25 protein-coding genes are annotated in these 24927 nt (G+C 64.8%); 12 read left to right on the top strand and 13 right to left on the bottom strand.

All coding sequences use genetic code 11. From position 1 onward, the window contains the following. Nucleotides 1-4 precede the first annotated feature (4 nt). From B0G77_RS13530 to B0G77_RS13510, 5 genes are all read right to left on the bottom strand, one after another. Nucleotides 5-1006: a LysR family transcriptional regulator gene (locus B0G77_RS13530; protein ID WP_133662583.1), complete on the bottom strand. Its 1002-nt coding sequence runs from the start codon at nt 1004-1006 to the stop codon at nt 5-7. Between the two features lie 52 nt (nt 1007-1058). After that, nucleotides 1059-1850 (bottom strand): hypothetical protein, encoded by a 792-nt coding sequence (locus B0G77_RS13525; protein ID WP_243750987.1) that lies wholly within the window; start codon nt 1848-1850, stop codon nt 1059-1061. Further along, a complete protein-coding gene (locus tag B0G77_RS13520; RefSeq protein ID WP_133662582.1) occupies nt 1847-2740 on the bottom strand; it encodes a substrate-binding domain-containing protein in 894 nt (297 codons plus the stop codon). Before B0G77_RS13520 ends, B0G77_RS13525 begins: the two co-directional genes overlap by 4 nt. Before the next feature lie 86 nt (nt 2741-2826). Further along, nucleotides 2827-3240, bottom strand: a complete 414-nt coding sequence (locus B0G77_RS13515; protein WP_133662581.1) for a c-type cytochrome — start codon at nt 3238-3240, stop codon at nt 2827-2829. A 190-nt stretch (nt 3241-3430) separates the two neighbouring features. After that, nucleotides 3431-5248, bottom strand: coding sequence for a methanol/ethanol family PQQ-dependent dehydrogenase (locus B0G77_RS13510; protein ID WP_133662580.1), 1818 nt, complete (start codon nt 5246-5248; stop codon nt 3431-3433). Between the two features lie 488 nt (nt 5249-5736). Between B0G77_RS13510 and B0G77_RS13505 the strand changes: the two genes are divergently transcribed. The 9 genes from B0G77_RS13505 to B0G77_RS13465 all read left to right on the top strand — a co-directional run bounded on the left by B0G77_RS13505 (nt 5737) and on the right by B0G77_RS13465 (nt 13760). Next, entirely contained in the window at nt 5737-6123 is a 387-nt protein-coding gene (locus B0G77_RS13505) for a 4a-hydroxytetrahydrobiopterin dehydratase (RefSeq protein ID WP_133662579.1), read from the top strand. Nucleotides 6124-6290: 167 nt separating this feature from the next. Continuing rightward, nucleotides 6291-7334, top strand: a complete 1044-nt coding sequence (locus B0G77_RS13500) for a beta-ribofuranosylaminobenzene 5'-phosphate synthase family protein (protein ID WP_133662578.1) — start codon at nt 6291-6293, stop codon at nt 7332-7334. Between the two features lie 105 nt (nt 7335-7439). Further along, nucleotides 7440-8366, top strand: a complete 927-nt coding sequence (locus B0G77_RS13495; protein ID WP_133662577.1) for an NAD(P)-dependent methylenetetrahydromethanopterin dehydrogenase — start codon at nt 7440-7442, stop codon at nt 8364-8366. Nucleotides 8367-8411: 45 nt separating this feature from the next. Beyond that, complete coding sequence (locus B0G77_RS13490) at nt 8412-9623, top strand: ATP-grasp domain-containing protein (RefSeq protein ID WP_133662576.1); 1212 nt, start codon at nt 8412-8414, stop codon at nt 9621-9623. Continuing rightward, nucleotides 9598-10620 carry a methenyltetrahydromethanopterin cyclohydrolase gene (gene mch / locus B0G77_RS13485; RefSeq protein WP_133662575.1) on the top strand — a complete coding sequence of 341 codons (1023 nt, stop codon included), beginning with the start codon at nt 9598-9600 and terminating at the stop codon, nt 10618-10620. Before B0G77_RS13490 ends, mch begins: the two co-directional genes overlap by 26 nt. After that, nucleotides 10617-11633, top strand: a complete 1017-nt coding sequence (locus B0G77_RS13480; RefSeq protein ID WP_133662574.1) for a RimK family alpha-L-glutamate ligase — start codon at nt 10617-10619, stop codon at nt 11631-11633. The genes mch and B0G77_RS13480 overlap by 4 nt, the downstream gene beginning before the upstream one ends. Continuing rightward, a complete protein-coding gene (locus B0G77_RS13475) occupies nt 11620-12522 on the top strand; it encodes a triphosphoribosyl-dephospho-CoA synthase (protein WP_133662573.1) in 903 nt (300 codons plus the stop codon). Before B0G77_RS13480 ends, B0G77_RS13475 begins: the two co-directional genes overlap by 14 nt. Before the next feature lie 132 nt (nt 12523-12654). Beyond that, complete coding sequence (fae, locus tag B0G77_RS13470) at nt 12655-13164, top strand: formaldehyde-activating enzyme (RefSeq protein WP_133662572.1); 510 nt, start codon at nt 12655-12657, stop codon at nt 13162-13164. 182 nt (nt 13165-13346) lie between these two features. After that, entirely contained in the window at nt 13347-13760 is a 414-nt protein-coding gene (locus B0G77_RS13465) for a hypothetical protein (protein WP_133662571.1), read from the top strand. A 105-nt stretch (nt 13761-13865) separates the two neighbouring features. Here the strand turns inward: B0G77_RS13465 and B0G77_RS13460 are convergent, their stop codons facing one another. Next, complete coding sequence (locus tag B0G77_RS13460) at nt 13866-14393, bottom strand: dihydroneopterin aldolase (protein ID WP_133662570.1); 528 nt, start codon at nt 14391-14393, stop codon at nt 13866-13868. A 373-nt stretch (nt 14394-14766) separates the two neighbouring features. On the opposite strand from B0G77_RS13460, the gene B0G77_RS13455 reads away from it, so the two are divergent. The 3 genes from B0G77_RS13455 to B0G77_RS13445 are packed head-to-tail and all read left to right on the top strand — an operon-like array spanning nt 14767 to nt 18814. Continuing rightward, the gene (locus B0G77_RS13455; RefSeq protein WP_133662569.1) at nt 14767-16827 is read left to right on the top strand and encodes a sigma-54-dependent Fis family transcriptional regulator; all 2061 of its coding nucleotides are present in this window, start codon (nt 14767-14769) and stop codon (nt 16825-16827) included. Beyond that, on the top strand, nt 16824-17423 hold the full coding sequence (locus B0G77_RS13450) for a flavoprotein (protein WP_133662568.1): 600 nt from the start codon (nt 16824-16826) through the stop codon (nt 17421-17423). Before B0G77_RS13455 ends, B0G77_RS13450 begins: the two co-directional genes overlap by 4 nt. After that, complete coding sequence (locus tag B0G77_RS13445) at nt 17402-18814, top strand: DUF6513 domain-containing protein (RefSeq protein ID WP_133662567.1); 1413 nt, start codon at nt 17402-17404, stop codon at nt 18812-18814. The genes B0G77_RS13450 and B0G77_RS13445 overlap by 22 nt, the downstream gene beginning before the upstream one ends. Before the next feature lie 31 nt (nt 18815-18845). On the opposite strand, the gene B0G77_RS13440 is transcribed toward B0G77_RS13445, so the two are convergent. The 7 genes from B0G77_RS13440 to B0G77_RS13410 form a co-directional block, all read right to left on the bottom strand. Then, nucleotides 18846-19397, bottom strand: a complete 552-nt coding sequence (locus B0G77_RS13440) for a thioredoxin family protein (protein ID WP_133662566.1) — start codon at nt 19395-19397, stop codon at nt 18846-18848. Nucleotides 19398-19434: 37 nt separating this feature from the next. Beyond that, nucleotides 19435-20145, bottom strand: a complete 711-nt coding sequence (gene rpe, locus B0G77_RS13435; RefSeq protein ID WP_133662565.1) for a ribulose-phosphate 3-epimerase — start codon at nt 20143-20145, stop codon at nt 19435-19437. 63 nt (nt 20146-20208) lie between these two features. Next, nucleotides 20209-21246, bottom strand: a complete 1038-nt coding sequence (fba, locus tag B0G77_RS13430) for a class II fructose-bisphosphate aldolase (RefSeq protein ID WP_133662564.1) — start codon at nt 21244-21246, stop codon at nt 20209-20211. Nucleotides 21247-21312: 66 nt separating this feature from the next. Further along, a complete protein-coding gene (locus tag B0G77_RS13425; protein WP_133662563.1) occupies nt 21313-22185 on the bottom strand; it encodes a phosphoribulokinase in 873 nt (290 codons plus the stop codon). A 100-nt stretch (nt 22186-22285) separates the two neighbouring features. After that, nucleotides 22286-23383 carry a class 1 fructose-bisphosphatase gene (locus tag B0G77_RS13420; protein WP_133662562.1) on the bottom strand — a complete coding sequence of 366 codons (1098 nt, stop codon included), beginning with the start codon at nt 23381-23383 and terminating at the stop codon, nt 22286-22288. 30 nt (nt 23384-23413) lie between these two features. Then, nucleotides 23414-24394 (bottom strand): CbbX protein, encoded by a 981-nt coding sequence (cbbX, locus tag B0G77_RS13415; protein ID WP_133662561.1) that lies wholly within the window; start codon nt 24392-24394, stop codon nt 23414-23416. A gap of 79 nt (nt 24395-24473) precedes the next feature. Next, on the bottom strand, nt 24474-24902 hold the full coding sequence (locus tag B0G77_RS13410) for a ribulose bisphosphate carboxylase small subunit (protein ID WP_133662560.1): 429 nt from the start codon (nt 24900-24902) through the stop codon (nt 24474-24476). Between the last annotated feature and the right edge of the window lie 25 nt (nt 24903-24927).

Here is a 24927-nt window from a genome sequence, read left to right as displayed (position 1 = left end):
CAGGTCATCTCCTCGCACCCGTATCGATTGCCCCCGTGCCATCCCGCTTGAGGGCCGCGCTCTTCGAGGGCCGCAACGCAAAGCGCGAATATTCGCTCTCGAGGAACGGTTCGGCATGTTCCAGCAGGAAGCGTCGAAACGCGAGACAGGTCGGCGACAACTGCTTCGAACGCGAATGCACGAGTTGCCAGGTGCGTTCGATCGGCGTGCCGTTCACATCGAGCAGCGCAATCTCGCCGGTGCGCAACTCCAGCGCCAGCGTATGCAGCGAAATCAGGCTCACCCCCATGCCGGCCATCACGGCCTGCTTGATCGTCTCGTTGCTGCCGAGCGTCACGGTGCGCGCCGGTACGAACAGATGCTGCCGGAACGTGTGTTCCACCACCGCGCGGGTGCCCGAGCCGGGTTCACGCAGCAGGAACGTGTCGCCCGCCAGTTCCTGCAGATCGAAACCGCGGGCACCGCACAGCGGATGCGACAGCGGCGCGACGATCACGTGCGGATGCCAGGCGAGCGGCTCGGCCGTCGTGCCGAGTTCGGGCGGCGGACGGCCCATGATCGCGAGGTCGGTGGCGTTATCCTGCAACAGGCGCAGCAGCGTTTCCCGGTTGCCGACCGAGAAGCGCACATCGACCTTCGGATACAGCTGCGAATACAGTGCGAGCAGCTTCGGCGCAAAGTAGGTGGCTGAGCTGACGATGCTCACGGCGATCGAGCCGCTATCGGCCTGCGTGAGTGAGGTCATGGTGTCCTCGGCATCCTTGATCTCGCCGAGAATGCGGCTCGCGTGATGCGACAGCCGCTCGCCCGCCTCCGTCAGTGCGAGCTTGCGTGCGACACGCTCGAAGAGCGGCAGTCCGATCGCTTCTTCGAGTTGCCGGATCTGCATCGACACCGCCGGCTGAGTCAGATGCAGTTCTTCGGCCGCCCGCGCAAAGCTCGGATAGCGGCTCGCGACCACGAAGATCTGCAACTGGCGCAATGTCAGCGAGCGGATGAAGTTCACGATGCGCGGCCACGTTGCGAAAAGAAAGGCATAGGTCGCCCGACGCGCCGTCTCAGCGGCTGGCGCGTGGCGCCTGCGGCGATCTGACGGGCGGCGGCCCTCCCGGCTTGTCGGGCGCGAGGCTGCGCAGCGCACCAGCGAAGGTCAACGTTTCAGTCTGCAACGGATGCGCGAAATCGTTGCCTGCGCCCGGCACTTCGGTGCGGATCTGCATGACACGGCCCGGCACGGCGGCATCGGCGATGAGGAACGTATAGCGCTTGCCCGTGTACTGCGCGAAACGCGCGGCGTTGGGATCGTCGACGTAGGGCTGGATCACGATCTTCTGCGCCTTCACGCTCTTGCCGCCACTCTGTGCGACGACCGGCATCAGCGGCGGGCCCGCCGCGAGCGCGAGGCGGACGCGCCGCTGAAAATAACGCCGTTGGCCGCCCGTCAACTGCTCCATTTCAGCGATATCGTGCTCCAGAAAATAGAGAATGACCGGATTGCACGGCAACCCCTCGCCCGGCACCTCCACCTTGCCGGTGCGATCGGTAATCCGCGCATCACCCTTGCCGTTGCCCGGACTCAACACCAGCACGCGAACCGTGTCGGTCAACTTGGCTGGCGGTCCGGAAAAGTCGACCGCGTAGTCCAGCTCCGTTTGCGGTTCGACACCTTCCAGATGCGTCGTCATGAAAATGAGCCGCTCGGCCGGCGCAATCCCGTCACCCGCTGTGGAGGCGGCGACGCTCACGCCGACGCAACCCGGAACACCCGCGATGCCCGTGAGACAGAGTGTGCCAAGCGCCGCCACGATGCGCACGCCACGCATCGCGCCGAGCCACAACCCCCGCTTCATTGCGATGCGGCCGTCGCGCCGGTAACCGGCAGGATCGGCACCTGATAGCTCGTGAGGATCCTGTCGATCTTGTCCTGGTTGGAGCCGATCCACTGGTCGATCTTGTCCTTCCAGGCCTTCTCACCGTAACGGGTGCCCATCGAAATCTCGTAATCGAAGCGGATGCCCGGCGTCGGCGGAAACGGCACGAGCCTCACGCTGTCACCGGCACGCTTTGCGAAGTAACCCGCAATCGGGCCCCACAGGAACACGACGTCGACATTGCCCGCTGCCAGATCGTGTTCGATCATCTCGCCGGGAAAGGCCGCCGGGTCGCCGCTTTGCGCCTGGTACGAGACAGCCTGCTCGATCAGGTTATGTCCGAGCAGCCAGTCGACGGCAGGCGTCTGCGAGAAGATGCCGAAGCGCAGCTTCCGCAGCGTTTCAGGTGGAAGCTTCAGCAGATCGTCCGGCGTATTGATGTTCGCGAGCTCGGGCCGCTTTGTGAAGACCATCGCATAGGTCGAATGCAGATAGGGCCGTGTCGTCGCGGTCAGGTCATAGCCCTTCGGTACGCCGATGATCAGGTCGCACTTGAAGTTCTGGGTATCGGGCACCTTGTCGCGCAGCGTGCGCCGGACAAAACCCATGCGCTGCGGGAAAAACGTGTATTCCAGCTTGTAGCCGAAATCGCTCGCCATCTGGCTCGCGATCCGGTTTTCGTAGCCTTCCCCCTTGCTGTTCGACAAGGGCATGTTGTTCGGGTCGGCGCAGACTCGCAGCACGCCGTCGGCGCCGTCGTTGTTGGGCAACGCCGGATCGGCCCAGGCGAAGTGGGCCGCGAAAACGGCGCAGCATAGCGCGGCGAGCGCACGGACGAACCCGGCGAGACTTGCATTGCGATCAGACATCGATACCTCCGAAAGAACAGGGCGCGGGCGCTGGATGCAATGAGCGGCGAAGATCACCAATACGGACGCAGGCTCACGTCCGCACGTCATTTCGCATCGATCGCGTGCAGGTCGCCGGGGTTGATCTTGCCGTCGGAGCGTCCCTTCAGATACGCATACAGGTTTTCCCAGTTCTTCTGCATCATCGTGCTCGAGCTGAAATCGGGCATGCCCTTGTCCACGCGTCCGCCGAACACCGTGCGATGAAACTCGTTCTTGTCGAGCGTCTTGAACGCATCGACGAGCGACGGGCCAACGAGCCCCTCCTGCTTCGCTCCGTGGCAACGTTCGCAGGCAAGCGCGCGCCATGTTCTCCAGCCCTGCAGCGTGTCGTTGTCGACCTTGTTGCCATCGACGACCTGGTAGGCTACCGGCTTCATCTGCCCGACACTGGTCTGGGCATACGCTGTGGGCAGCGCACACAGTGCAATCGCGAATGGCAAAAGTGATCGGCCTTTCATGCATTCGTCTCCATCGGGTTATGGGTCGCGCACGCGCGGCTCAATTGTGGCTTTGAGCGCAGCGTCGTGCGAAACGAAACAACGTTCAAACACTGCAAGGCCGAAGACACCGCCCACCGCTCCGCGACTGGAGCGTCAAGCGTGACGGTCGTCTTCAGCACCTGTTGCCGGCTGCCTGCCGTCCGGCCAATCAGCCCTTCTCGCCGGGGACGGCGAACACGAACAGCGTGCCGCCAAGCGCCGTGTACTTCGCCAGTTCACGATAGCCACCGACCGCGCCAAGGCCTTCCGTCGGCTTCTCGAGACCCGCCGCCATGCCGATGCCAGCCCAGCCGCCGATGCCGGAATAGACACCGACGTACTGCTTGCCCTGATACACATACGTGAACACGTTGCCGATGATCCCGGACGGCGTCTTGAACCGCCACAGTTCCTTGCCATCCTTGATACGGACCGCCTTGATGTAGCCTTCGAGCGTGCCGTAGAACACGATGCCGCCTGCGGTGGCAAGCGCGCCGGACCACACCGAGAACTTCTCCGGCTTCGACCAGGCGATCTTGCCCTTCGACGCATCCCACGCGATGAAATTACCCATCGCGCCGTTTTCGTTCGGGCCCGGATACATCGACAGCGTCGCGCCCACGAATGGCTGACCGGATACGTATTCCACCTCGAACGGCTCGTAATCCATGCAGACATGATTGGTCGGCACGAGGAAGAGTTTCGTGGCCGGATCGTAGGCCGCCGGCTGCTGGTCTTTCGAACCGAGCGCGGCCGGGCAGATGCCCTTCACGTTGTGATCAGGACCGGCTTTCTGCGTGGAATAGGTCGCGTTGCGGACCGGCAGCCCGGTCTTCACATCGACGCTGTCCGCCCAGTTCACCGCCGGGTCGTACTTGCTCGCGACGAGCAGTTGACCGGTTTCGCGATTCAGCGTGTAGCCGAAGCCGTTGCGGTCGAAGTGCACGATGGCCGGGACCGTCTTGCCGTTGATGGGCAGATCGGAGAGGATCATTTCGTTGACCCCGTCGTAGTCCCATTCGTCGTGCGGAGTCATCTGATACACCCACTTCGCTTTTCCGGTGTTCAGGTCGCGCGCGAAGATCGACATCGACCACTTGTTGTCACCGGGGCGTTGTGTCGGGTTCCATGTACCCGGATTGCCAGTGCCGTAGTAGATCAGGTTCAGCTTGGGATCCCACGCGTACCAGCCCCAGGTCGTCCCACCGCCCAGTTTCCACTGGTCGCCCTTCCAGCTTTTCAGCGACGAATCCGCGCCGATCGGCACCAGCTTGCCGTCCGACCACGTCATCGTATTGGCAGGATCGAGCAGCATCTCGCTGTCCGGTCCCGTGCTGTAGGCCTTCCAGACCTCCTTGCCGGTCTTGATGTCGTACGCGATGAGCCGTCCGCGCACGCCGAATTCGCCACCGGAAATCCCGGTCAACACCTTGTCGCCGAACACGTGCGGCGCGTTGGTATTGGTCTCGCCGGCCTTTGGATTGCCGTTCTGCGCAGTCCAGACGACTTCGCCGGTTTCCGCATTCAGCGCGACGAGTTTCGTATCCGCCTGTTGCAGGAAGATCTTGCCGTCACCGTAGGCGAGGCCCCGGTTGACCGTGTCGCAGCACATCACGGAAATGACCTGCGCGTCCTGCTTGGGTTCATATTGCCACTTGAACGTCTGGTCCTTCAGATTGACGGCAATGACCTTGTTAGGAAACGGGGAGTGGATAAACATCGTGTCGCCGATGACGAGCGGTGAGCCTTCGTGACCGCGCAATACGCCAGTCGACATGGTCCAGGCGACCTGCAGCTTGCCGACGTTGTTTTCATTGATCTGCTTGAGCGGGCTATAGCGGTGATTCGAGTAATCGCCCGCCTGAGCTGCCCAGTTCGATGGGTTCTTGATCAGCGTGTCGAGTTGTGAATCGGCCTGAGCAACAAAGGAATTCAGGGCCGTCGCCGCGACCACCGCCAGTCCGAGAACCAGGGTGCGTAAGTTCATGTCTCCTCCAGATTGGATGAAGCTGTCCGACTCGGGAATGACCGCGCTACCGTCTCGCACCGGACGCGCCTGTCCGATGCGGGTAACGACCATGCTTCGCCTGATTCATTGCCAAGCTCATGCGTGTAAAGAGCGTTTGCATATTCCATGCCGGAATGTGCCGTGCCGGGCGCAGGTGTCGGCCACGCCTCGCGAAATAAAAACTGGATTGTCCGGATCGGAGACACGATCATTCGGATTACGACACATACTGTGTCAAATACGATACCGTGCCCGCGGCGGATTGCTCACCCGCATACGGCGTACCCACCCTGCCATGCCGCGACGCAACACAACACAACACGACAGGAATCCGTGGAGCCTGGCGCCATGACCCCTCAAGGACGCGTTTGCGCGTCGGGGCCACGTCACTGCGGGCTTGACGACCTTGGCGCAGTGCCTGCGCCAGCCTTACCTTACGTTTCACCCGACGATGTGGAGGCCCTGCCATGACTCAACCTGAAAAGGTCTATTCCGACGAGGAGATCCAGCAGCGCCTGACCGGTCCGCTACAGCACTGGTATCTGGAAGAGGGCTGGCTGCGCCGCAAATACAAAACCGAAAGCTGGAAGGGCACGCTGATGGTGGTCAACACCGTGGGCCATCTGGCGGAAGCGGCCTGGCACCATCCTGACCTGACCGTCTCGTATGCGTTCGTCATCGTGAAGCTGAAGACGCATACGGCCAAAGGCATCACCGATAAGGACTTCGCACTCGCCACGAAGATCGAGGAGGTCATCCAGTGGCAGCCTGGCCGCGAAGGCGGCCCACTGGAAGGCACACCCGCCGACGACCAGCGCTTCCGCTATATCAAGTACGACGCACCGAAAACCTGAACCGGACTGCGCAATCGCGCGCGTGCGCCGCTGTGCTCACCTGACAGGCATCTGGTACGGCTCTTGCCTTGGACTGCTTGCCGGCGCAAGCGGGACGCGCGCTGGCGCAGGCTCGCCAAGACCGTGCAGCGTCACGGCCCTGAACCAGCGAACGAGGAACGCTCGCGATGCAGATCCCTTCCGCTAGCTTCGCGCCGCTGTCGGCCGTGACGGTCGAAGCGCCCGCACGCCTGCATCTGGGCTTTCTCGATCCGAACGGCTCGCTCGGGCGCCCTTTCGGCAGCGTGGGCCTCACCATCGACGAACGCGGCACGCGGATCACCATGCGGATCGCGGAACAGACGCGCATCGAGGGCACGCGGACCGACGCGGAACGCGCGCGCATCGAACGCTATCTCGAACAGTTGCAGGCGGCCTGGGGCGGCCCGCCCGTGGCGGTTGAACTGCTGCGCGCACCGCGCGCCCACAGCGGGCTAGGCTCGGGCACTCAACTCGCACTCGCTGTCGGCGCCGCGTTCGCAAGCCTCGCCGGGCGCTCTGCATCGGGTGCGGAAATCGCGCAACTGCTCGGCCGGGGCAGGCGCTCCGGCATTGGCATGCTCGGCTTCGATTACGGCGGCCTGCTGGTTGACGGCGGCCCCGGCCATGTCGTGGATGCAGGCGGTGCGCTTCGCTCGAGCGTGCCGCCGCTCCTGTGCCGTCACCCGTTCCCTGATGCGTGGCGCATTCTGCTCGTCGACGACACGACCCGCGAAGGCTTGCACGGCGACGACGAGCGGCGCGGCCTGGCGTCGCTGGCGCCGTTCCCGCAGGCGCTGGCAGCCCATCTCTGTCATCTCGTGCTGATGCGTGTCCTGCCGGGCGTCGTGCAAAGCGATTTCGACGCCTTCGCCGACGGCATCACCAAGTTGCAGCAGACCATCGGCGAATACTTTGCGCCCGTGCAAGGCGGTGTCTTCACGAGCCCGGCTGTCGCGGCCGCGCTCGAAGCGGTGGCCAGCCGGCAGACGGCCGGCATCGGGCAGACATCCTGGGGACCGACCGGTTTCGCCTTCGTGCCGGGTGCAGCGGATGCCGCCCGCGCGCTCGCGACCGCGCAGGAAGCGACGCGGGGCAAGCCCGGCATCGTGTGTTCGATCGTCACCGGCCGCAATCGTGGCGCCACCCCGCGCGCCGTCGATCTGCAGAAATTCGGGGTGGACGCCGGATGAAACGCAGCAAGCGCCCTTGCCGCACGGCACGCAGACCGCATCCCGCGAAGCACGTTCCGTCTTGCCGGATGCCAACCTGAAACGAGCCTATACGAGCCTATTGCCATGCCCGAAGCCACCGAAAGGCCTTATATCCTGCACATGCTCACGGCCACGCCGCAGATGAGCCCGTTCGACGTCAACATGGCCGCCGACGCCGGCTATCAGATCGTCGTGCCGTATTGCAACGTCGGCCGGGACAGCGTCGTCCAGTTGACCCAGGACGCGATCTTCTCGCGCGGACCGAAGGGCGTATCGCGCACCGGCATTTTCATCGGCGGGCGCGACGTGATGCTCGCCGCCGACATGCTCGACCTCGCGCGCCAGGCGATGGTGCCGCCCTTCGAGGTCTCCGTCTTCGCGGACCCGAGCGGCTCGTACACGACGGCTGCGGCGCTGGTTGCACTGGTCGAATACCACCTGAAGAAGGAACACCACGCGGAGCTGGGCGGCAAGCGCGTGCTGATTCTCGGCGGCACGGGCGCGGTGGGCCGCGTGGCGGCGGCGATGGCGGCAACGCTCGGCGCCGAGGTGATCATCGCGAGCCATAGCGATCGCGCCCGCGCGACGCAGGTCAGCGACGAGATCAATCGCCGTTTCGACATCGCGACGGCGGGCGTGGCCACTGGCACGCCTGCTGAACTCCTCCCGGCGCTCGCGCACGCGGAGATCGTCTTCGCGACCGCGGCGGCGGGCGTGCAGGTGATGAGCGCCACCGATCTCGCGCACGCGCAGCACCTGCTGATCGCCGCCGACGTGAACGCCGTGCCGCCCGAAGGGATTGCGGGTGTCAACGTGATGGACGATGGCAAACCGCTTGCGGGCGCGAAGCGATCCGACGCCATCGGCATCGGCGCACTCGCGATTGGCAACGTCAAGTATCAGGTCGAGCATCGTCTGTTCGTGCGGATGCGCACGGGCGGCAAGCCGGTCTATCTCGGCTTCCTCGAAGCCTTCGACGAAGCGCGCGAAATCACCTCCGGCCATGCCTGAGGCCGCCCCGCTTGCGCCCCCGCTGCCATGTCGCCGGGGCCGGCCATGAAACCCGCGCACCTCGCGTTTTCGCGTGCGCCGTTCGTCGCGGTCGTCGGACTGTCGGCGCGGATGCTCGCGCAGTCCGCCGCACGGGCTAGTCTGAATGTGGTCGCGATGGACATTTTCGGCGACCGCGATACGCGGCAGCATTCCGGGCTGTGGTTCGACATCGGCAGCGGGGACGGCCTCGCTGTCGATCGCGAGCGCCTGGTCGACGCGCTTGAACGCACCGCGCGCGTGCCGCACATGCTGGGCTTCATCGTCGGCAGCGGACTCGAGCCGCTCGCGCAGGCGCTGTCCGAAGCGCCGCATCTGCCGCGCTTCATCGGCAACAGCGCCGGGGCCACAGCGGCCGTGCGCGACCCACGGCGCTTTTTCCCGCTGCTCGATGAACTCGACATCGCGCATCCCGAGCTGTCGTTGACCCGCCCCGCGCAGCCGGACGGCTGGCTCGTCAAACACGCGGACGGCTGTGGCGGAACGCATATCGAGCTGGCCGCCCTGCAGTCTCCCTGGCCGTCGTCGGCGCAGGCCTATTTTCAACGCATCGGAGCAGGGCGCCCGATGTCTGCGCTCTTCGTCGCCGCCCGCTTGCAGGCATCCGTGATCGGCCTCGCGGAACAGCTCACGTTGACGATGGGCAACCTGCCCTTTGTGCACGCGGGCTCGATCGGCCCTGTCGAGCTATCCGCTGAAGTTGCCGCGAAGTTAAGTGCGGCGATTCGCGCGATCGTCGCGCGCACGGGGTTGACGGGGATCAACAGCATCGATTTCCTGCTCGACGGCGACGACTTCCAGGTACTCGAAATCAATGCGCGTCCTTCGTCCACGATGGCGCTTTACGAAGCAGTCTGGCCCGACGTGTGGCCGCGTGGACTGCTCGCCTGTCACATCGATGCCTGTCTGCATGGCCGGCTGCCGCGAGAGGGCCCGCCACGCGCCGCGCTTCGCGCCGGCCAGCGCCTCCTGTTCGCCCCGCACGCGTTCACCGTATCGCCCGCATTCAGCGATGCCTGCCTTGCAGACCCTACCTGCCGCGACGTGCCGCAACCCGGCACGCGCATCGAGGCGGGACAGCCGGTGTGCACGCTGGTCGTCACCGCGCGCACCATCGACGCCGTCCGCGACGCGCTGGAACTGCAGCACGCGTGCCTTTTGCAATGCCTTGACACCTGCCACCAGCCCTCCCATGACGTCATCACCCTCCCCGGCTGACGCCGCCGATATCGCGCAAACGCCGCTCCTCAGCGTGAACGCGCTCAGCGAACGGCTCGTCACGCAACTCGTTGACGAAGCCGCGAGCCTGCGCATCGCCATCTCCCACACTGAAGCCGGAACCGTGCTCGCCGATGCCGGCGTGGACGCGCCCGGCAGCCTCGACGCCGGCGTGCTGATCGCGCGGATCTGCATGGGCGGTCTGGGTCGCGTCAGCACGCGAATGAGTGCGGAAAACACACCTCTGTGGCCCGTCATGATCGACGTGCAGACATCATCCCCGGTGCTTGCCTGCCTCGGCAGCCAGTACGCGGGCTGGAGCCTGTCGGCGACCCGGGAACAGACCGGCGGCAAGAAGTTTTTCTCGCTGGGTTCGGGCCCGGCGCGCGCGCTGGCCGGCAAGGAGGATCTGTTCACCGAACTCGGCTACCGTGACCGCCACGATCATGGCGCGCTGGTGCTGGAAGTCGACCGCCTGCCGCCGCAGGTCATCGTCGACAAGGTCGTGAATGACTGCGGGCTCACGCCCGAACGGCTCACGCTGATTGTCACACCGACACACTCTGTCGCGGGGACGGTGCAGGTCGTGGCACGGGTCGTCGAGGTTGCACTGCACAAGACGCATGTGCTTGGCGTGGATCTGGCAGAGGTCGTCGAAGGCAGCGGCTGCGCTCCCCTGCCACCGCCCGCGCCCGACGGCATCGCCGCGATGGGACGCACCAACGACGCCATCCTGTACGGCGGCCGCGTCCATCTGACGGTGAAACACGATGCAGTTGCACGACGCCTGGCGACTGAACTGCCGTCGTCGAATGCGCGCGATTACGGCCGGCCGTTCGCCGATATCTTCACCGCCTTCAACTACGACTTCTACCAGATCGATCCGGCGCTCTTCGCGCCTGCGGAGGTGTGGATCAGCAGCCTCGAAAGCGGTGCGACGTATCACGGCGGGAAGGTCGACGCAGCGCTCCTGCAAGCCCAATGGGGTGCGCCATGATCGGGACGCCGCCCGCCACCGGCCTGCGCGTCGCGATCATCACCGACGAAACCGGCTGGCACACCTTGCGCCTGAAAAAAGCCTTCCGCGCGCGGCGCGTCGAGGCTCGCTGCGTCGATCTCGCCGATTGCCGCATCGACACCAGCTGGGCGCCGTACGGCCTCGCCCTGCCCGGTTTCGGCCACACACTGCCCGACGCGGCATTCGTGCGCGGCATCGCGGGCGGCACGTTCGAGCAGGTCACGCTGCGGCTCGGCATCCTGCACGCGCTGCGCGAATGTGGCGTGCCGGTGTACAACGACGCGCGCGCGATCGAGCGCAGTGTCGACAAGTCGATGACCAGCTTTCTGCTCAACCTTCACGGTATCCCAACGCCCGCTACATGGGCCGGCGAATCGACGGCGTTTGCCCAGCGCGTATTGATGCGTGAGGCGGCGGCGGGCCGCCAGGTCGTCCTCAAACCGCTGTTCGGCTCGCAAGGCAAAGGCTTGCGGCGGCTCGGCGCGAGCCGGCCCCGCACACGCAGCGGCACAGGTGCGGCAAGCCGCACGCTGACGCCCCTGCCGTCGCTGCGCACGTACCAGCAGGTCGCGTATCTACAACGCTATGTCGATGGCGGGCGCACCGGTTTCGACTGGCGTGTGCTCGTGATCGGAGGACGCGCGGTGGCCGCGATGCGGCGCGTCGGCGGCAAGGGCTGGATTCACAATTTCGCGCAGGGCGCGGCCTGCCAGCCAGCGACGCTGGACGAGCCGCTCGCCGCCAGCGCGGTGCGTGCGACCCGCGCACTGGGCCTCGATTACGCCGGGGTCGACCTGATTCCCGATCCCGACGACGCAACCCGTCCGCTGGTGCTCGAAGTCAACGGCGTTGCCGCGTGGCGCGGACTCCAATCGGTGACCGGGCTCGATATCGCCGCGGCGCTGGTCGACGACCTGCTGGACCGCAAGCTCGCGGCGGCCTGCGCGCCGCCCGTCGCGCTGCCACTGGCAGGTGGCCATGCCGGCAGCTGACAATCCGCTCCTCGCCGACGCGCGCGAGGCCTTCCTGCACGCCTGCCGCCTCGACGTCGAAACGGCAAAACCGGGCAACGTCAGCGTCGATAGTGCGGGGCACGGCATGACGTCCGCGCAGTTCATCGAAAGTGCCGAGGCGGCGGCAGGCGCGCTCTTCATACAGGGTGCGCCTGTGGGCGCGCGCATTCTCGACGCGGTGACGCGTACCCGCAAGGCCGTCGGTTGCAATACCAATCTCGGCATCGTGCTGCTCGCCGGACCGCTCGCTGCGGCGCTCGACGAACCTGGCTGCGCCGCCACGGCCACCGCGTGGCATACGGCCACCGAACGCGTCCTCGCCCGCCTCGATCTCGACGACGCCCGCGCCGCCTATCGCGCCATCGCGCTCGCGAATCCCGGCGGCCTGGGCGATGCGCCCGAGCAAAGCGTCCACGCAGCGCCCTCCGTCGACCTGCGCGCCGCGATGACGCTGGCCGCTCCGCGCGACAGCATCGCGCGCCAGTACGCGAACGGCTTTAGCGATGTGTTCGACACAGGCCTCGCCGCCGTGCGCGGGTGGCCATCCCGTACGCTCGATGCCATCGTGACGCTCGATGTGTTTCTGACGTTTCTCGGCCGCTGGCCCGATTCGCACATTGTGCGCAAGCACGGTGAGACGGTGGCGCAAAGTGTCACGCGCGAAGCGCGCCTCTGGCATCAACAATGGCGCGCAGCGCTCACCCGTCCCGCCGAAGTCCCCGACGCGTTGCGTCTGTCCGCATGGGACACCGGGCTAAAGGCACGCGGCATCAATCCTGGCACGAGCGCAGATCTCACTGTCGCGACCCTGTTCGTGGCGAACCTGCTGGAACGGAGTCAAACGGGTCGGTCGGCGACACGCATCTGACTCTGGCACGGAACATGTTAGGAACACCAGGGTTAGGCAGTCCGCTCATTCCTTTCTTGCGCGGCCGTCCTCACGGCGTCGCGAGTTGACCGCAGTCCCATACATCGAATACCCATCCACTGGAGGAACAGCATGGCCAAGATCAACCGCGTCATGGTAGGAGAGTCGCTGGTCGGCGACGGCAACGAGGTCGCCCACATCGACCTGATTATCGGTCCGCGCGGCTCCGCTGCCGAGACAGCCTTCTGCCACGCGCTGACCAACAACAAGGACGGCTTTACATCGCTGCTGGCCGTCGTTGCGCCGAACCTGCTCACCAAGCCCAATACCATCCTGTTCAACAAGGTGACGATCAAGGGCGCCAAGCAGGCCGTGCAGATGTTCGGTCCGGCACAGCACGCCGTGGCGCTGGCGGTAGCGGACAGCGTCGAAGACGGGACGATCCCGAAGGACGAGGCCGACGACCTGTTCGTCTGCGTCGGCGTCTTCATTCACTGGCAGGCCGAAGACGACAAGAAGATCCAGGAGTTCAACTACAAGGCCACGCGCGAAGCGATCCAGCGCGCGGTAGCGGGGGAGCCGAATGCAGCGGAAGTGGTGGCGAAGAAGGCCACGGTCGCACATCCGTTTGCGCCTAACTGAGCGGGCAGATTCGCGGCATGATGCGGGGCCTCCGGGCGGTGTGACCCGAGGCCCGCTGAGCGTCTGAACGAAGCACCGCATGAAGCGACCCATGAGGGCGTAAGGGGACGCTGGCGAGCGGCGAGGCGGCTGCACGCACGCCTCGTCCCGATCGACCATCGCACTCCAACGGAGGCACTGGCATGACTCTACGATGTCGCACGCTGCTGGTATTCGCCTGCCTCGCCGTGGCTGCGCCGCTGGCGCTGGCCGAAGATGCTGCTGCGGGTGGCAACCCGGCGCAAGGTCACGACTACCCGACGCAGGGGCGTGTCGAATACGTGCTGAGCTGCATGGACGACAACGGGCACGACTTCGTCAACGTCTACAAATGCTCATGCGTCATCGACCGGATTGCGCAGGCCCTGTCTTATGACGATTTCGTCGAACAGTCGACGTTTGCGAAATACGCCACGCTCGGCGGTGAAGGCGGCGCCGAGTTCCGGGTCGATCGCGCGAAAGCCCAGACGAAGAAGTTCCTTACCTTGCAGGCCGAGGCGTACCGTGCCTGCGGCGTCGCCAGACAGGCTGCAACGGGCGCGCCCGCGGTGAAGTGACCGGCGCGCGTTTGCGCCGAATGACAGCGACAGGAACGGCGTGATTCGCCGCACCGCCGCCGTTCCCTGTTTGCGATTTGCCGCCTGTGTGAAACCCGCCGGATCTCAGTTCGGAATCAGCCCTTCTCCAAGCGAAGCACATGTCGCATAGGCAGCACGGGTTTCATCGCGGCGCCGCTCGATGAGCACGCCCACTGATTCGACGTCCTCGAATTTGGCGGGCTTGGCGAGCGAAACGCGCACCCAGTGCGCTCCGAAATCTGCGATCAGCAATTGCGCCACCTTTTCTGCAAGCGCCTCGAGCAATTGCGTGCCGTGCGATGCAAGCAGTCCATGCAGGGCTTCGCGCACTGCAGCATAGTTGATTGTGTCTTCGATGCGATCGGTCGTGCAGGCTCGAATCGCGGGCACGCCGATTGCGAGACTCATGCGTACCGGTTGAGGCGCGTGCAATTCGCCATGATCGATGCCGATTACTGTCTGCCCCGTGAATCCTTCGATATACACAATATCCATCGGCGCACGGCTCGCCTGCCGGGCGGAAGAATCGAATGCAGCGTGCTGCATTGCCGCATCGGAAGCGGCGGAAACCGCAGAAAAGCCGTTGTGGCGAATCGCATCGAAACGGTCCATGGGGTCCTCCGCCGCGTGGCGGCCAGGCTGGCAGATTGAACAGGGGCGTCTTCCCATGCACATAGTGTCCCGAATTCGCAACACGTGGGCATTTTCGTTCGTCCCGCGACGGTTGTTGCACAGCGAAGCAAAATCCGGGCTCAAATGCTCCGTTAATTCCTCTAATTTATTGAATACCAGCGCCATCGGTTGTAGAGTTTTGAGAGAGTCTGTGCCCGCCCCGAAGTCCGTTCCAGATCAAGGGGCGGCCCGATTGCAGCGCATGCGTGCTCCTGTAAGACGCAGCGCCCGAGGGGAAACAAACACATATACGCGCCGCAACCGTTCGAGAAACATCGCGCACGGATAACGGACGCAACGGAGACAACGCTCCATGTCGTCGCTTGCTGACATCGATACACATGTTCGGGAAGTGCTCAGTACCGTCAACCACCAGTTGGCCACCCGCCCCACCAGTGATTCCGTGGCGCAGTCGTGGGCGCGATGCCTGAACGAGTTCAGGCTCGATCCGGCCCGCTTCGTGACGCCGCCTATACTCACGCAGCAGGAACTCGCGGCACGCCGCGAAGCGGCCAGCGATCTGATCGCCTGCTCGAAGCTCGAAATGACCACGCTGTATCAACAGCTCGCCGACCCTGAACTGGCGGTCGTGCTGGTCGACCCGGAAGGCGTGATCGTGCACCAGGTTTCCTCGGTGCCGTTCGGCGAGGCGATTGGCGCGGACGGGCTGCGCGTCGGCGCGCTCTGGAGCGAACGTGAAGCAGGCACGAACGGCATGGGCACCTGTCTCGTCGAACGTGACTGCCTTGCCGTTTGCCAGCATGAGCATTTTTATTCGCGCTATACGTCGCTGACCTGCTCGGCGGCGCCGATCTTCGACGATCGCGGCGTCATCGCCGGCGTACTCGATGTCACGAGCCGCTCGAAGCTCCTGCAGCAGCATTCGCTCGTGCTCGTCGGCATGTCACGGCAGATGATCGAAAACCGCCTGATCGATGCGCGCTACCGCCACGCGAACATGATCCACTTCCATAGCCGCCCTGAATTCGTGAGCACGCTGCATGCAGGTAAGCTCGCGGTCAGCGACAGCGGTGTGGTGCTGGCCGCCAGCCGCAGCGCGCTCTTCCAGCTCGACTTCCGCTCGCATACCGAACTAGTGGGCAAGCGCATCGAAGAAGCATTCAATTCGTCGCTCGAAGACATGATCGCGCGCAGTATACGCGGCTCGTTCCATCCGGTGACGGTCTATAGCGCGAACGCGAACAACCGCTTTTTCCTCGTCGCGCAAACGCCGCGCGACGCCGCGACGAGCGCCACGCGCATCCTGATGACCGACCCCACCGTGCGCGATGTCTCACCTGGGGCGCGCAACAGAACCGTCAAACAACGCGATACGCGCGAGCAGACCAGCCGCCTCGACAAGCTGTCCCATCTGGAATTCGGCGATCCGGGCATGGCCTCGCAGATCCAGCTTGCCGCGCGCGTGATCCAGCGCAAGATTCCGATCATCCTCAAAGGACAGACCGGCACCGGCAAGGAAGTCTTCGCGAACGCGCTGCACAGCATCAGCCCGAACTGCGCCGGTGCGTTCGTCGCGGTCAACTGCGCGTCGTTGCCGGAGAACCTGATCGAAAGCGAACTGTTCGGCTACCGCGCCGGGGCGTTCACCGGTGCGCAGCGTGAAGGCCGGCGCGGCAAGATCGTGCAGGCCAACGGCGGCACGCTGTTTCTGGACGAGATCGGCGATATGCCGATGGCGCTGCAGGCGCGTCTGTTGCGCGTGCTGGAAGAACACGAGGTGACGCCGCTCGGCACGGAAAACACCATCAAGGTCGATTTCCAGCTGATCAGCGCGAGCCACCGCAATCTGATGGAACTTGTGCAGACAGGCCAGTTCCGTGAGGACCTGTATTACCGGCTCAACGGCATCGAACTGAACCTGCCCGCGCTGCGCGACCGGGCCGACGCGCTCGCGCTGATGCAGCATATCCTCGAAAGCGAACTGGACGATCCGCCCGCGCTGAGCGCCGAGGCCCAGCATGCGCTCTTGAGCTACGCGTGGCCGGGCAACATCCGTCAGTTGCGTCACGTACTGCAGATGGCGGTCGCCCTATGCGACGGCGCGGAGATTCGCTGCTCGCATCTGCCCGCCGAGGTCGTGCATGGCACGGGTGCGTCCCCGGCTACGCGCCCATCGGGCGCACCCAGCATGGTTCAGGCCGCGCATCTCGCGGACGACGCCGACACCTCGGCCCTCAACGCGATCCAGCTGAAGGAGCGCGAGACCGTGCTGGCGCTCCTCGACGAGCACCGCTGGAACGTCAGCAACGTCGCCAAGGGCCTGGGCATCAGCCGCAACACGCTGTACCGGAAGATGCACAGACTGCACATCCGGCTGTCGCACGACGGATCGGACCCATCGCCCGAGGCATGAGCACACCCACGCCCGCCCGGCGGCTCGGCGAGTTCAAGCCCGACGCGCGATTCGCGTGGTGCGTGACCGGCTCGGGCCACATGCTCGAGGAATCGATCGACATGGCGCGGCAACTGCCGGGCGTGGACCTGTTTCTGTCCGCGGCTGGCGAGGAAGTGCTGCCGCTCTATGGCTGGACCGTGCCGAAACTGCGCGAGCATTTCCGGGTGATACGCGACAACAGTGCGAGCAGCGTGCCGGTCGGCATGCTGTACACCGGCCAATACCACACCGTCGTGATCGCCCCCGCGACGAGCAACACGGTCGCGAAGTGCGCATACGGCATCTCCGACACGCTGCCGACGAACCTGTACGCGCAGGCCGGCAAGCAATGCATACCGGGCATCGTTTTCGCATGCGACACGGCACCGAGCGTGATTACGCAAAGTCCGCACGAATGGGTCGAGGTGCGTCCCCGCACGATCGAACTCGACAACGTCGAGCGGCTCACGCGTATCGAACACACGACAGTAGCGCGTTCGCTCGACGAACTCAGAGCGGCACTCGACCAACGGCTGGCAGACCTCAAGCTCGCATGGACCACATCGTCTTCCTGACCGGCAGACTGGCCGAAAAAAGCCTGAAGCAGGTGCTGGAAGGCATCGCCCCCATCGAGGGAAGTGCCTCGGGGGTTGTGCCTCCCTTCACGTGGGAGGTCCGCGAAATCGGGCTGCAGGTCGCGGGTCTGATGACCGCCGAGCTGGTGCGCCGGCGCGTACCGCTGCCGCTCATTGCGACCCGGATGATCGTACCGGGCCGCTGCCGCGGCGATCTCGACGCGTTGAGCGCGCACTATGGCGTACCCGTCGAACGGGGGCCCGAAGAGGTCAAGGATCTGCCGCAGTTCTTCGGCCGCGAGGCGCAGCACTTTGATCTGTCGCGCTATGAGACGCACATCTTCGCGGAAATCGTCGATGCGCCGAGGCTCGATCTCGACGGCATCGAGGCGCGCGCACGGCTTTATGCCGATCAGGGCGCGGATGTGATCGACATCGGCTGTCTGCCGGAAACGCCGTTTCCGCATCTCGAAGACGCGGTGAAGCTGTTGAAGGCGCAGGGTTACCGGGTGAGCGTCGACTCGATGCAGACGACTGAACTCGTGCGCGGCGGCCGCGCAGGCGCCGACTACCTGATGAGCCTGAACGTCGATACATTGTGGATCGCGGATGAGGTGCCGTCGACGCCGGTCCTCGTCGCGCGTGAGCCGCGCGATCCGGCCTCGCTGGATGCCGCCATCGATGCGATGACGCAACGCGGCCGCGCCTTTCTCGCCGATCCGATTCTCGATCCGATTCCGTTTGGACTGGCCGCGTCGATCGCCCGCTATGTCGCGCTGCGCGAACGGTATCCGGAGATCGGCATCATGATGGGTATCGGCAACGTCACGGAGCTGACCGAAGCCGATACGAGCGGGATCAACGCGCTACTGCTTGGCATGGCGGCCGAGTTGCGGGTCAGTGCGGTACTAACTACGTCGGTCAGTCTGCACGCGCGGCGTGCCGTGCGCGAAGCCGACCTCGCCAGGCGCGTGATGCATGCGGCTCGCGAGGCACAGGTGTTGCCGAAAGGCATTTCCGGGGATCTCTCCGCGCTGCATGCGAAGCGGCCTTTTCCGTACGACGCCCGCGAAATAGAAGAACTTGCCGGGGCGGTGCGCGATCCGAATTTCCGCGTGCAGGTCGCGGCGGACGGTATCCATGTGTACAACCGCGATGGACATCAGACCGCGCTCGATCCCTTTGCGCTGTATCCGGGGCTGAAGCTGGAAAACGACGGCGGACACGCGTTCTATATGGGCGTTCAGCTTGCCCGCGCTGAAATCGCGTGGCAGCTCGGCAAGCGCTTCGATCAGGATCAGCCGCTGGACTGGGGGTGCGAGGTGGACCGGCCCGAGCAGGATCTCAGCGCCTGGCATGCACCGGGCACGACGGCAAGGAAGAAGCGCTGAGCCTCTTTTCGCGCATCGCGCTCCGATGCGCCTAGCCCAACTTCCACTTGATCGAACAGCCGAAAGCCGGATACTGCGGCTCCGGCGCCACGCCCGCCCGCGCAATCTCACGCATCGCATCGAAGAGTTCACGCGGTGCATCTTCGACCGGCTCCTTGCGCGAGGCATCGACCCGCCCCCGATAGCGCAGCCGCAGACCCGCGTCGAAGCCAAAACACTCCGGCGTGCACACCGCGCCATAGGCACGGGCCACCTGCTGCGTTTCGTCATACAGGTAAGGAAACGGCAAACCCAGATCGGCAGCGAGCCATGCCATCCGCTCGAACGAATCGTCCGGATACGTGGCGGCGTCGTTGGAACTGATGCCGACCACGCCGACACCCAGCTTCGCCAGTTCGCGCGCATCGCGCACAAGATGCGGCAACGCGCCCTGTACATAAGGGCAGTGGTTGCACATGAACACCACCACGAGACCGTGCTCGCCTCGCACGTCGTCCAGCGTCAAGGTCCGTCCGTCAGTGGCAGGCAGCGAGAACGCGGGCGCGACGACGCCCAGTTCACCTGCGGGAGATTCCGTAGCCATGCTTCGCTCCTGAAATCGACGGCCGAACGTCACCGTCTCAATCCGCGAGCATACGCTCCGGCACGCGATCGTTCACGGAGGCCAGTTCGGCGCGCATCGCGCCGATCGCCGCGGCATAGTCGTCGGCGCCGAACACGGCCGAACCGGCGACGAACACATCGGCTCCCGCCTGCGCGATCTCCGCGATGTTCGACTGCCTGACCCCGCCGTCGACTTCGATCAGGAGCGGCCGCCCGGTGCGCTCGATGACGCTATCGACCCGTGCGCGCAAGGCGGCAAGCTTTTGCAGCGTGCCCGGAATGAAAGCCTGGCCGCCAAAGCCCGGATTCACCGACATCACCAGCACCACATCGAGCATTTCCAGCACATGATCGAGCACCGCGAGCGGCGTGGCCGGATTCAGGGCGAGCCCCGCCCGTGCACCCGATGCCTTGATCAGCGCGATCGTGCGGTGCACATGCTGCGACGCTTCCGGATGAAAGCTGATCACGTCGGCGCCCGCTTCGGCGAACGCCGTGACGAGCGCATCCACCGGGCTCACCATCAGGTGAACATCGAGCGGGGCCTCCGTGTGCGGCCGCAATGCCGCACAGACGAGGGGGCCGACCGTCAGGTTCGGCACGTAGTGGTTGTCCATCACGTCGAAGTGCACCCAGTCGGCGCCGGCCGCCACTACTGCGGCGGTTTCGTCGCCGAGTCGTGCGAAGTCGGCCGAAAGCAGCGAAGGCGCAATCAGAAAGTCCCGCATCGTGTTCTCCTTCCCGACAGAAGCCGGGCGTCCTCAACCTGGGACCTGTTCTAGGCCCTGATCTCAGTGATAGCGGCGCGCCATCGCGTCGAGCGACAGCGGCTTGATCGTATCGGCCTGGCCGGCACAGCCGAACGCCTCGAAGCGCTCGATGCAGAGATCGCGCGCCGCCGCCGTGGCCGCCTTCAACGCATGGCGCGGATCGAATTCCGTGCGCGAGGACGCCAGCGCGCGTCGCATTGCGCCGGTCATCGCGAGGCGGATGTCGGTGTCGATATTGACCTTGCGCACGCCGTTGGCGATGCCACGCTGGATCTCCTCCACCGGCACACCCCACGTGGCGGGAATCTCGCCGCCGTACTCGCGTATCGTCGCGAGCCATTCCTGCGGCACCGACGACGAGCCGTGCATCACCAGATGCGTCTGAGGCAGCCGGCGGTGTATCTCGACGATGCGGTCGATGGCGAGGATGTCGCCGGTCGGCTGGCGGCTGAACTTGTACGCGCCGTGCGACGTGCCGATGGTAATCGCGAGCGCGTCGACGCCGGTCGCTTCGACAAACGCATGGGCCTGCTCGGGGTCGGTCAGCAGATCGTCGCGCGACAGTTTGCCTGCTGCACCGACGCCGTCCTCTTCGCCCGCCTGGCCGGTTTCGAGCGAGCCGAGGCAGCCAAGCTCGCCTTCCACCGAAACGCCGACTGCATGCGCCGCCTCGACCACACGACGGCTCACGTCGACGTTGTACTCGTAGGCCGCGGGGGTTTTCTGGTCGGGCAGCAGCGAACCGTCCATCATCACCGACGTGAACCCGGAGCGGATCGCCTGCTGGCACACCGACGGGCTCGCGCCATGATCCTGATGCAGCACGACCGGCAGATCGGGATGCGCCTCAAGTGCCGCCAGCACGAGATGACGCAGATACGGCTCGCCCGCATATTTGCGCGCGCCCGCCGAGGCCTGCAGGATCACCGGGCTGCGGGTAGACTCGGCGGCCTGCATGATCGCCTGGATCTGCTCCATGTTGTTGACGTTGAACGCGGGCACGCCATAGCCATGCTCCGCCGCGTGGTCCAGCAACTGACGCAATGCGATGAAAGCCATCGTCCGCTCCTTCGGTTGATTCCTGAGTCATGCTCAACTCTGTCCTTGCCCCGGTCCCCGCCACCGTCACGCCCGCGCGCGGCGGTCGATCAGTTGCAGGATCATCGGCGTGAAGATGAGCTGCATCGCGAGACCCATCTTCCCGCCCGGCACGACGATCACATTCGGCCGCGACATGAACGAGTCGTGCAGCATCGTCAGCAGGTAGGGAAAATCGATGCCCTTCGGCCGCGCAAAGCGGATCACCACGAAGCTCTCGTCCGGCTGCGGAATTTCGCGGGCGGTAAACGGATTCGACGTATCCACGGTCGGCACGCGCTGGAAATTCACGTGCGTGCGCGAGAACTGCGGGCAGATGTAGTTCACGTAATCCGGCATGCGCCGCAGGATCGTGTCGACGACCGCCTCATGCGAATAGCCGCGCATAGTCTGGTCGCGATGCAGCTTCTGGATCCATTCGAGATTGATGATCGGCACCACGCCGATCAGCAGGTCCGCGTGCTTTGCGATATCGACGTTGTCGGTAACCGCCGCGCCGTGCAGACCTTCGTAGAACATCAGGTCGGTGCCGGCGGCGATATCCAGCCAGGGCGTGAACGAGCCCGGCTCCTGTTTGTATGCGGCAGCCTCGGCGTCGTCGTGAATGTAGCGGCGAAACTTGCCCGCACCCGCTTCGCCGTAGCTCGCGAACAAAGACTCCAGTTCCTGCAGCAGGTTCGCCTCCGGGCCGAAGTGGCTGAAATTGAGCACACCGTCGCGCTCGCTCTGCCTGAGCGCCTCGCGCATGCCCACGCGGTCGTAACGATGGAACGCATCACCCTCGACGATCTGCGCGTTGATGCGCTCGCGCCGGAAGATGTGGGTGAAGCTCTTCATGACGGTCGTCGTGCCGGCGCCGCTCGAACCAGTCACCGCGATGATCGGATGTTTGACTGACATAGGGCTGTCTCCCTGATCCTGTTGTTCACGCGTGCGTAGTGGGTGCGTCGTGCGTGCCTAGCGCCCGCGTCGCCTCTGTCCGCAATGCTTCACGCGCCAGTCAGGCCGGCGCTTCCGGCAGGAACAGCGAGCGTTCGTTGAAGAGCGGCGACGTGTACGGCTTGTCCGCGCCACGGTCATACTCGCTGTGATAGCGTCCGATGCGCGCCACCTCGTTCTTCGACCCGAGAATGACCGGCACGCGCTGATGCAGCGCGCGCGGCACCACATCGAGGATCCGCTCGCGTCCGGTGATCGCGAGGCCGCCTGCCTGCTCGACCAGAAAGCTCATCGGGCTCGCTTCGTAGAGGAGCCGCAGGCGCCCTTCCATCGCCGGGGTCTTGAAATCGCGCGGGTACATGAAGACGCCGCCGCGCATCAGGATGCGATGCACCTCCGCCACCATCGATGCGATCCAGCGCATGTTGAAATCGCGCGTGCGGCAACCGCTGCGGCCGTCCTTGCATTCCTGCACATAGCGTCGCACGGGCGGCTCCCAGAAGCGTTCGTTCGACGCGTTGATCGCGAACTCGCAACTGTCCTCGGGAATGCGGATATCGGAATGCGTCAGCACGAAGTTGCCGACGTCCCGCTCCAGCGTGAAGCCGTGCGTGCCGTTACCCACTGACAGGACGAGCATCGTCGACGGCCCGTAGATCGCGTAGCCGGCTGCCACCTGTTCGTGGCCAGGCCTGAGAAACGCCGCGTCGCTCACGCCGGCGTCGTGCGGCTCGCCCGTCACGCGCAGCACCGAAAAGATCGAACCGACAACACCGTTGATGTCGATATTCGATGAGCCGTCGAGCGGATCGAACGCCAGCAGGTATTCCCCGCGCGGCCAGGTGTCGGGAATCGCATAGACTTCGTCCATTTCCTCCGACACCATGCCCGCGAGCAAGCCGTCCCACTCGCAGTGCTGCAGGAAGATGTCGTTGGTGGCGATGTCGAGCTTCTTCTGTTCCTCGCCGTGCGTGTTGACAGTCTCCGCCGAGCCGTAGTTGCCGCCGAGCGCCCCCCTGGTGAGCGCCGCCGAGATCGTCTTGATCGACGCGGCGACATCGATGAGCAAGGCCGACAGCCCGCTTGCCGCGATCGGAGAAGACTTGCGGTCAAGCGTGTTGATGAGGAACTTCGAAAGCGTGGTTCGTCCGTCCTGCATGGCGATCTCCTCAAACGGTCAATTCAGCAGTCAAGTCGGCCCGGGCGGCGGTGTGTCGTCGAACACGCGGCTCGCGCGGATATCGGTGGCGGACAGCAGGGTCAGCGTCGCGGCATCGGCGGCGCCAGCGCCTCCTATCGCGTCGGCGAACAGGCGGTTCGCCTGGCGCAGGCGGGCGCGGTCGAGCGCGTTGCGCACCGAGCGCGCATTCGCGAAGTTCGGCTGACGGATACGGCGGTCGAGATAATCGGCGAATGCCTGACGCGACTCGCCATCAAGGCGGTAATGCATCGTCGCCAGCATGCGTTCGGCGATCGTCAGCAACTCTGCGGCATCGTAGTCGGGAAACGTAATGTGATGCGCGATCCGCGAACGAAAGCCTGGGTTGCTCTGAAAGAAGGTCTCCATGCGCGATTCGTAGCCCGCCAGAATCACGACGAGATCGCCGCGCTGGTTCTCCATCGTCTGCAGCAGGATTTCAATGGCTTCCTGACCGTAATCGCGCTCGTTCTCGGGGCGATACAGGTAGTACGCCTCGTCGATGAAGAGCACGCCGCCCATGGCCCGCTTGAGGACGTCGCGCGTCTTTGGCGCCGTGTGGCCAATGTACTGGCCGACGAGGTCGTCGCGCGTCACCGATACCAGATGATTGCGGCGGATATAGCCAAGCCTGTGCAGCACCTCCGCCATGCGCAGCGCGACGGTCGTCTTGCCGGTGCCGGGATTGCCGGAAAAACACATATGCAACGTCGGCGCGCCGCTCGCGATGCCGAGCGTCTCGCGCGCCCGCTCGACGAGCAGATGAGCGGCGATTTCGCGGAGGCGCGTTTTCACGGGCGCGAGGCCAACCAGATCGCGGTCGAGCTCGGCCAGCACATCGCCAATGCCCGACTCGCGGAAGAGGCCGACAAGATCGACACGCGACCCGGTGGACGCACGTTCTCCTTCCTCTCTTTCCGGCACGTCCGCCCGCTCGTGCAGCGGCAGGTCGAGTGAAGCATCGACGGACATCGTTATCTCCCTCTATGTTCATCAAAACCGTTGGTTCGAATCCCGGTCAACTACGGGTCAACTACGGGTCAACTACGGGTCAACTACCGGTCGCATAGCGCTCGCCCGCTGGCCGGTCACTGGCATAGCTCTTCATGCTGTAACGCTGCACGCGCCCTTCTGCCTCCTGCCGTTCGAGCCGGAAGCCCGGTTCGACAGCAGGCCGGTTGACGATGAACGAGAGCCGCATCGTCTCGAAGCCACGCACGGAATCGAATGCATTGACCTTGATGTAGTGCTCCGGATATGACCTGCGGCATGCATTGACCTCCTGCAGCACGCCCGCTGCGTCGTGCAGGTCGAACATCGGCAGGCCCCACATCTCCCAGTACGTATTGCGCGGATGCGGGTCGTCGGTGAACTCGACCGAACATGCCCAGCCCTGGCGCAAGGCGTAGTCGATCTGCAGGCCGATTTCCTCGTCGGTCAGTTCCGGCAAAAACGAAAACGTGCCCTGGGTGATTCGCATGGCAGACCTCTCTTTCGACAGTGGA

It is taken from the genome of Paraburkholderia sp. BL10I2N1, from assembly GCF_004361815.1.
Taxonomy (GTDB): Bacteria; Pseudomonadota; Gammaproteobacteria; order Burkholderiales; family Burkholderiaceae; genus Paraburkholderia.
Note: the sequence above shows the minus strand (reverse complement) of the source record. Positions and strands in the feature narration are given on the sequence as shown.

What these genes read in the sequence shown, in the direction of transcription:
- B0G77_RS13525 (WP_243750987.1), bottom strand. Translation starts at nt 1,850, where the DNA reads ATGAAGCGGGGGTTGTGGCTCGGCGCGATGCGTGGCGTGCGCATCGTG.
- B0G77_RS13520 (WP_133662582.1), bottom strand. Translation starts at nt 2,740, where the DNA reads ATGTCTGATCGCAATGCAAGTCTCGCCGGGTTCGTCCGTGCGCTCGCC.
- B0G77_RS13515 (WP_133662581.1), bottom strand. Translation starts at nt 3,240, where the DNA reads ATGAAAGGCCGATCACTTTTGCCATTCGCGATTGCACTGTGTGCGCTG.
- B0G77_RS13510 (WP_133662580.1), bottom strand. Translation starts at nt 5,248, where the DNA reads ATGAACTTACGCACCCTGGTTCTCGGACTGGCGGTGGTCGCGGCGACG.
- B0G77_RS13505 (WP_133662579.1), top strand. Translation starts at nt 5,737, where the DNA reads ATGACTCAACCTGAAAAGGTCTATTCCGACGAGGAGATCCAGCAGCGC.
- B0G77_RS13500 (WP_133662578.1), top strand. Translation starts at nt 6,291, where the DNA reads ATGCAGATCCCTTCCGCTAGCTTCGCGCCGCTGTCGGCCGTGACGGTC.
- B0G77_RS13495 (WP_133662577.1), top strand. Translation starts at nt 7,440, where the DNA reads ATGCCCGAAGCCACCGAAAGGCCTTATATCCTGCACATGCTCACGGCC.
- B0G77_RS13490 (WP_133662576.1), top strand. Translation starts at nt 8,412, where the DNA reads ATGAAACCCGCGCACCTCGCGTTTTCGCGTGCGCCGTTCGTCGCGGTC.
- mch (WP_133662575.1), top strand. Translation starts at nt 9,598, where the DNA reads ATGACGTCATCACCCTCCCCGGCTGACGCCGCCGATATCGCGCAAACG.
- B0G77_RS13480 (WP_133662574.1), top strand. Translation starts at nt 10,617, where the DNA reads ATGATCGGGACGCCGCCCGCCACCGGCCTGCGCGTCGCGATCATCACC.
- B0G77_RS13475 (WP_133662573.1), top strand. Translation starts at nt 11,620, where the DNA reads ATGCCGGCAGCTGACAATCCGCTCCTCGCCGACGCGCGCGAGGCCTTC.
- fae (WP_133662572.1), top strand. Translation starts at nt 12,655, where the DNA reads ATGGCCAAGATCAACCGCGTCATGGTAGGAGAGTCGCTGGTCGGCGAC.
- B0G77_RS13465 (WP_133662571.1), top strand. Translation starts at nt 13,347, where the DNA reads ATGACTCTACGATGTCGCACGCTGCTGGTATTCGCCTGCCTCGCCGTG.
- B0G77_RS13460 (WP_133662570.1), bottom strand. Translation starts at nt 14,393, where the DNA reads ATGGACCGTTTCGATGCGATTCGCCACAACGGCTTTTCTGCGGTTTCC.
- B0G77_RS13455 (WP_133662569.1), top strand. Translation starts at nt 14,767, where the DNA reads ATGTCGTCGCTTGCTGACATCGATACACATGTTCGGGAAGTGCTCAGT.
- B0G77_RS13450 (WP_133662568.1), top strand. Translation starts at nt 16,824, where the DNA reads ATGAGCACACCCACGCCCGCCCGGCGGCTCGGCGAGTTCAAGCCCGAC.
- B0G77_RS13445 (WP_133662567.1), top strand. Translation starts at nt 17,402, where the DNA reads ATGGACCACATCGTCTTCCTGACCGGCAGACTGGCCGAAAAAAGCCTG.
- B0G77_RS13440 (WP_133662566.1), bottom strand. Translation starts at nt 19,397, where the DNA reads ATGGCTACGGAATCTCCCGCAGGTGAACTGGGCGTCGTCGCGCCCGCG.
- rpe (WP_133662565.1), bottom strand. Translation starts at nt 20,145, where the DNA reads ATGCGGGACTTTCTGATTGCGCCTTCGCTGCTTTCGGCCGACTTCGCA.
- fba (WP_133662564.1), bottom strand. Translation starts at nt 21,246, where the DNA reads ATGGCTTTCATCGCATTGCGTCAGTTGCTGGACCACGCGGCGGAGCAT.
- B0G77_RS13425 (WP_133662563.1), bottom strand. Translation starts at nt 22,185, where the DNA reads ATGTCAGTCAAACATCCGATCATCGCGGTGACTGGTTCGAGCGGCGCC.
- B0G77_RS13420 (WP_133662562.1), bottom strand. Translation starts at nt 23,383, where the DNA reads ATGCAGGACGGACGAACCACGCTTTCGAAGTTCCTCATCAACACGCTT.
- cbbX (WP_133662561.1), bottom strand. Translation starts at nt 24,394, where the DNA reads ATGTCCGTCGATGCTTCACTCGACCTGCCGCTGCACGAGCGGGCGGAC.
- B0G77_RS13410 (WP_133662560.1), bottom strand. Translation starts at nt 24,902, where the DNA reads ATGCGAATCACCCAGGGCACGTTTTCGTTTTTGCCGGAACTGACCGAC.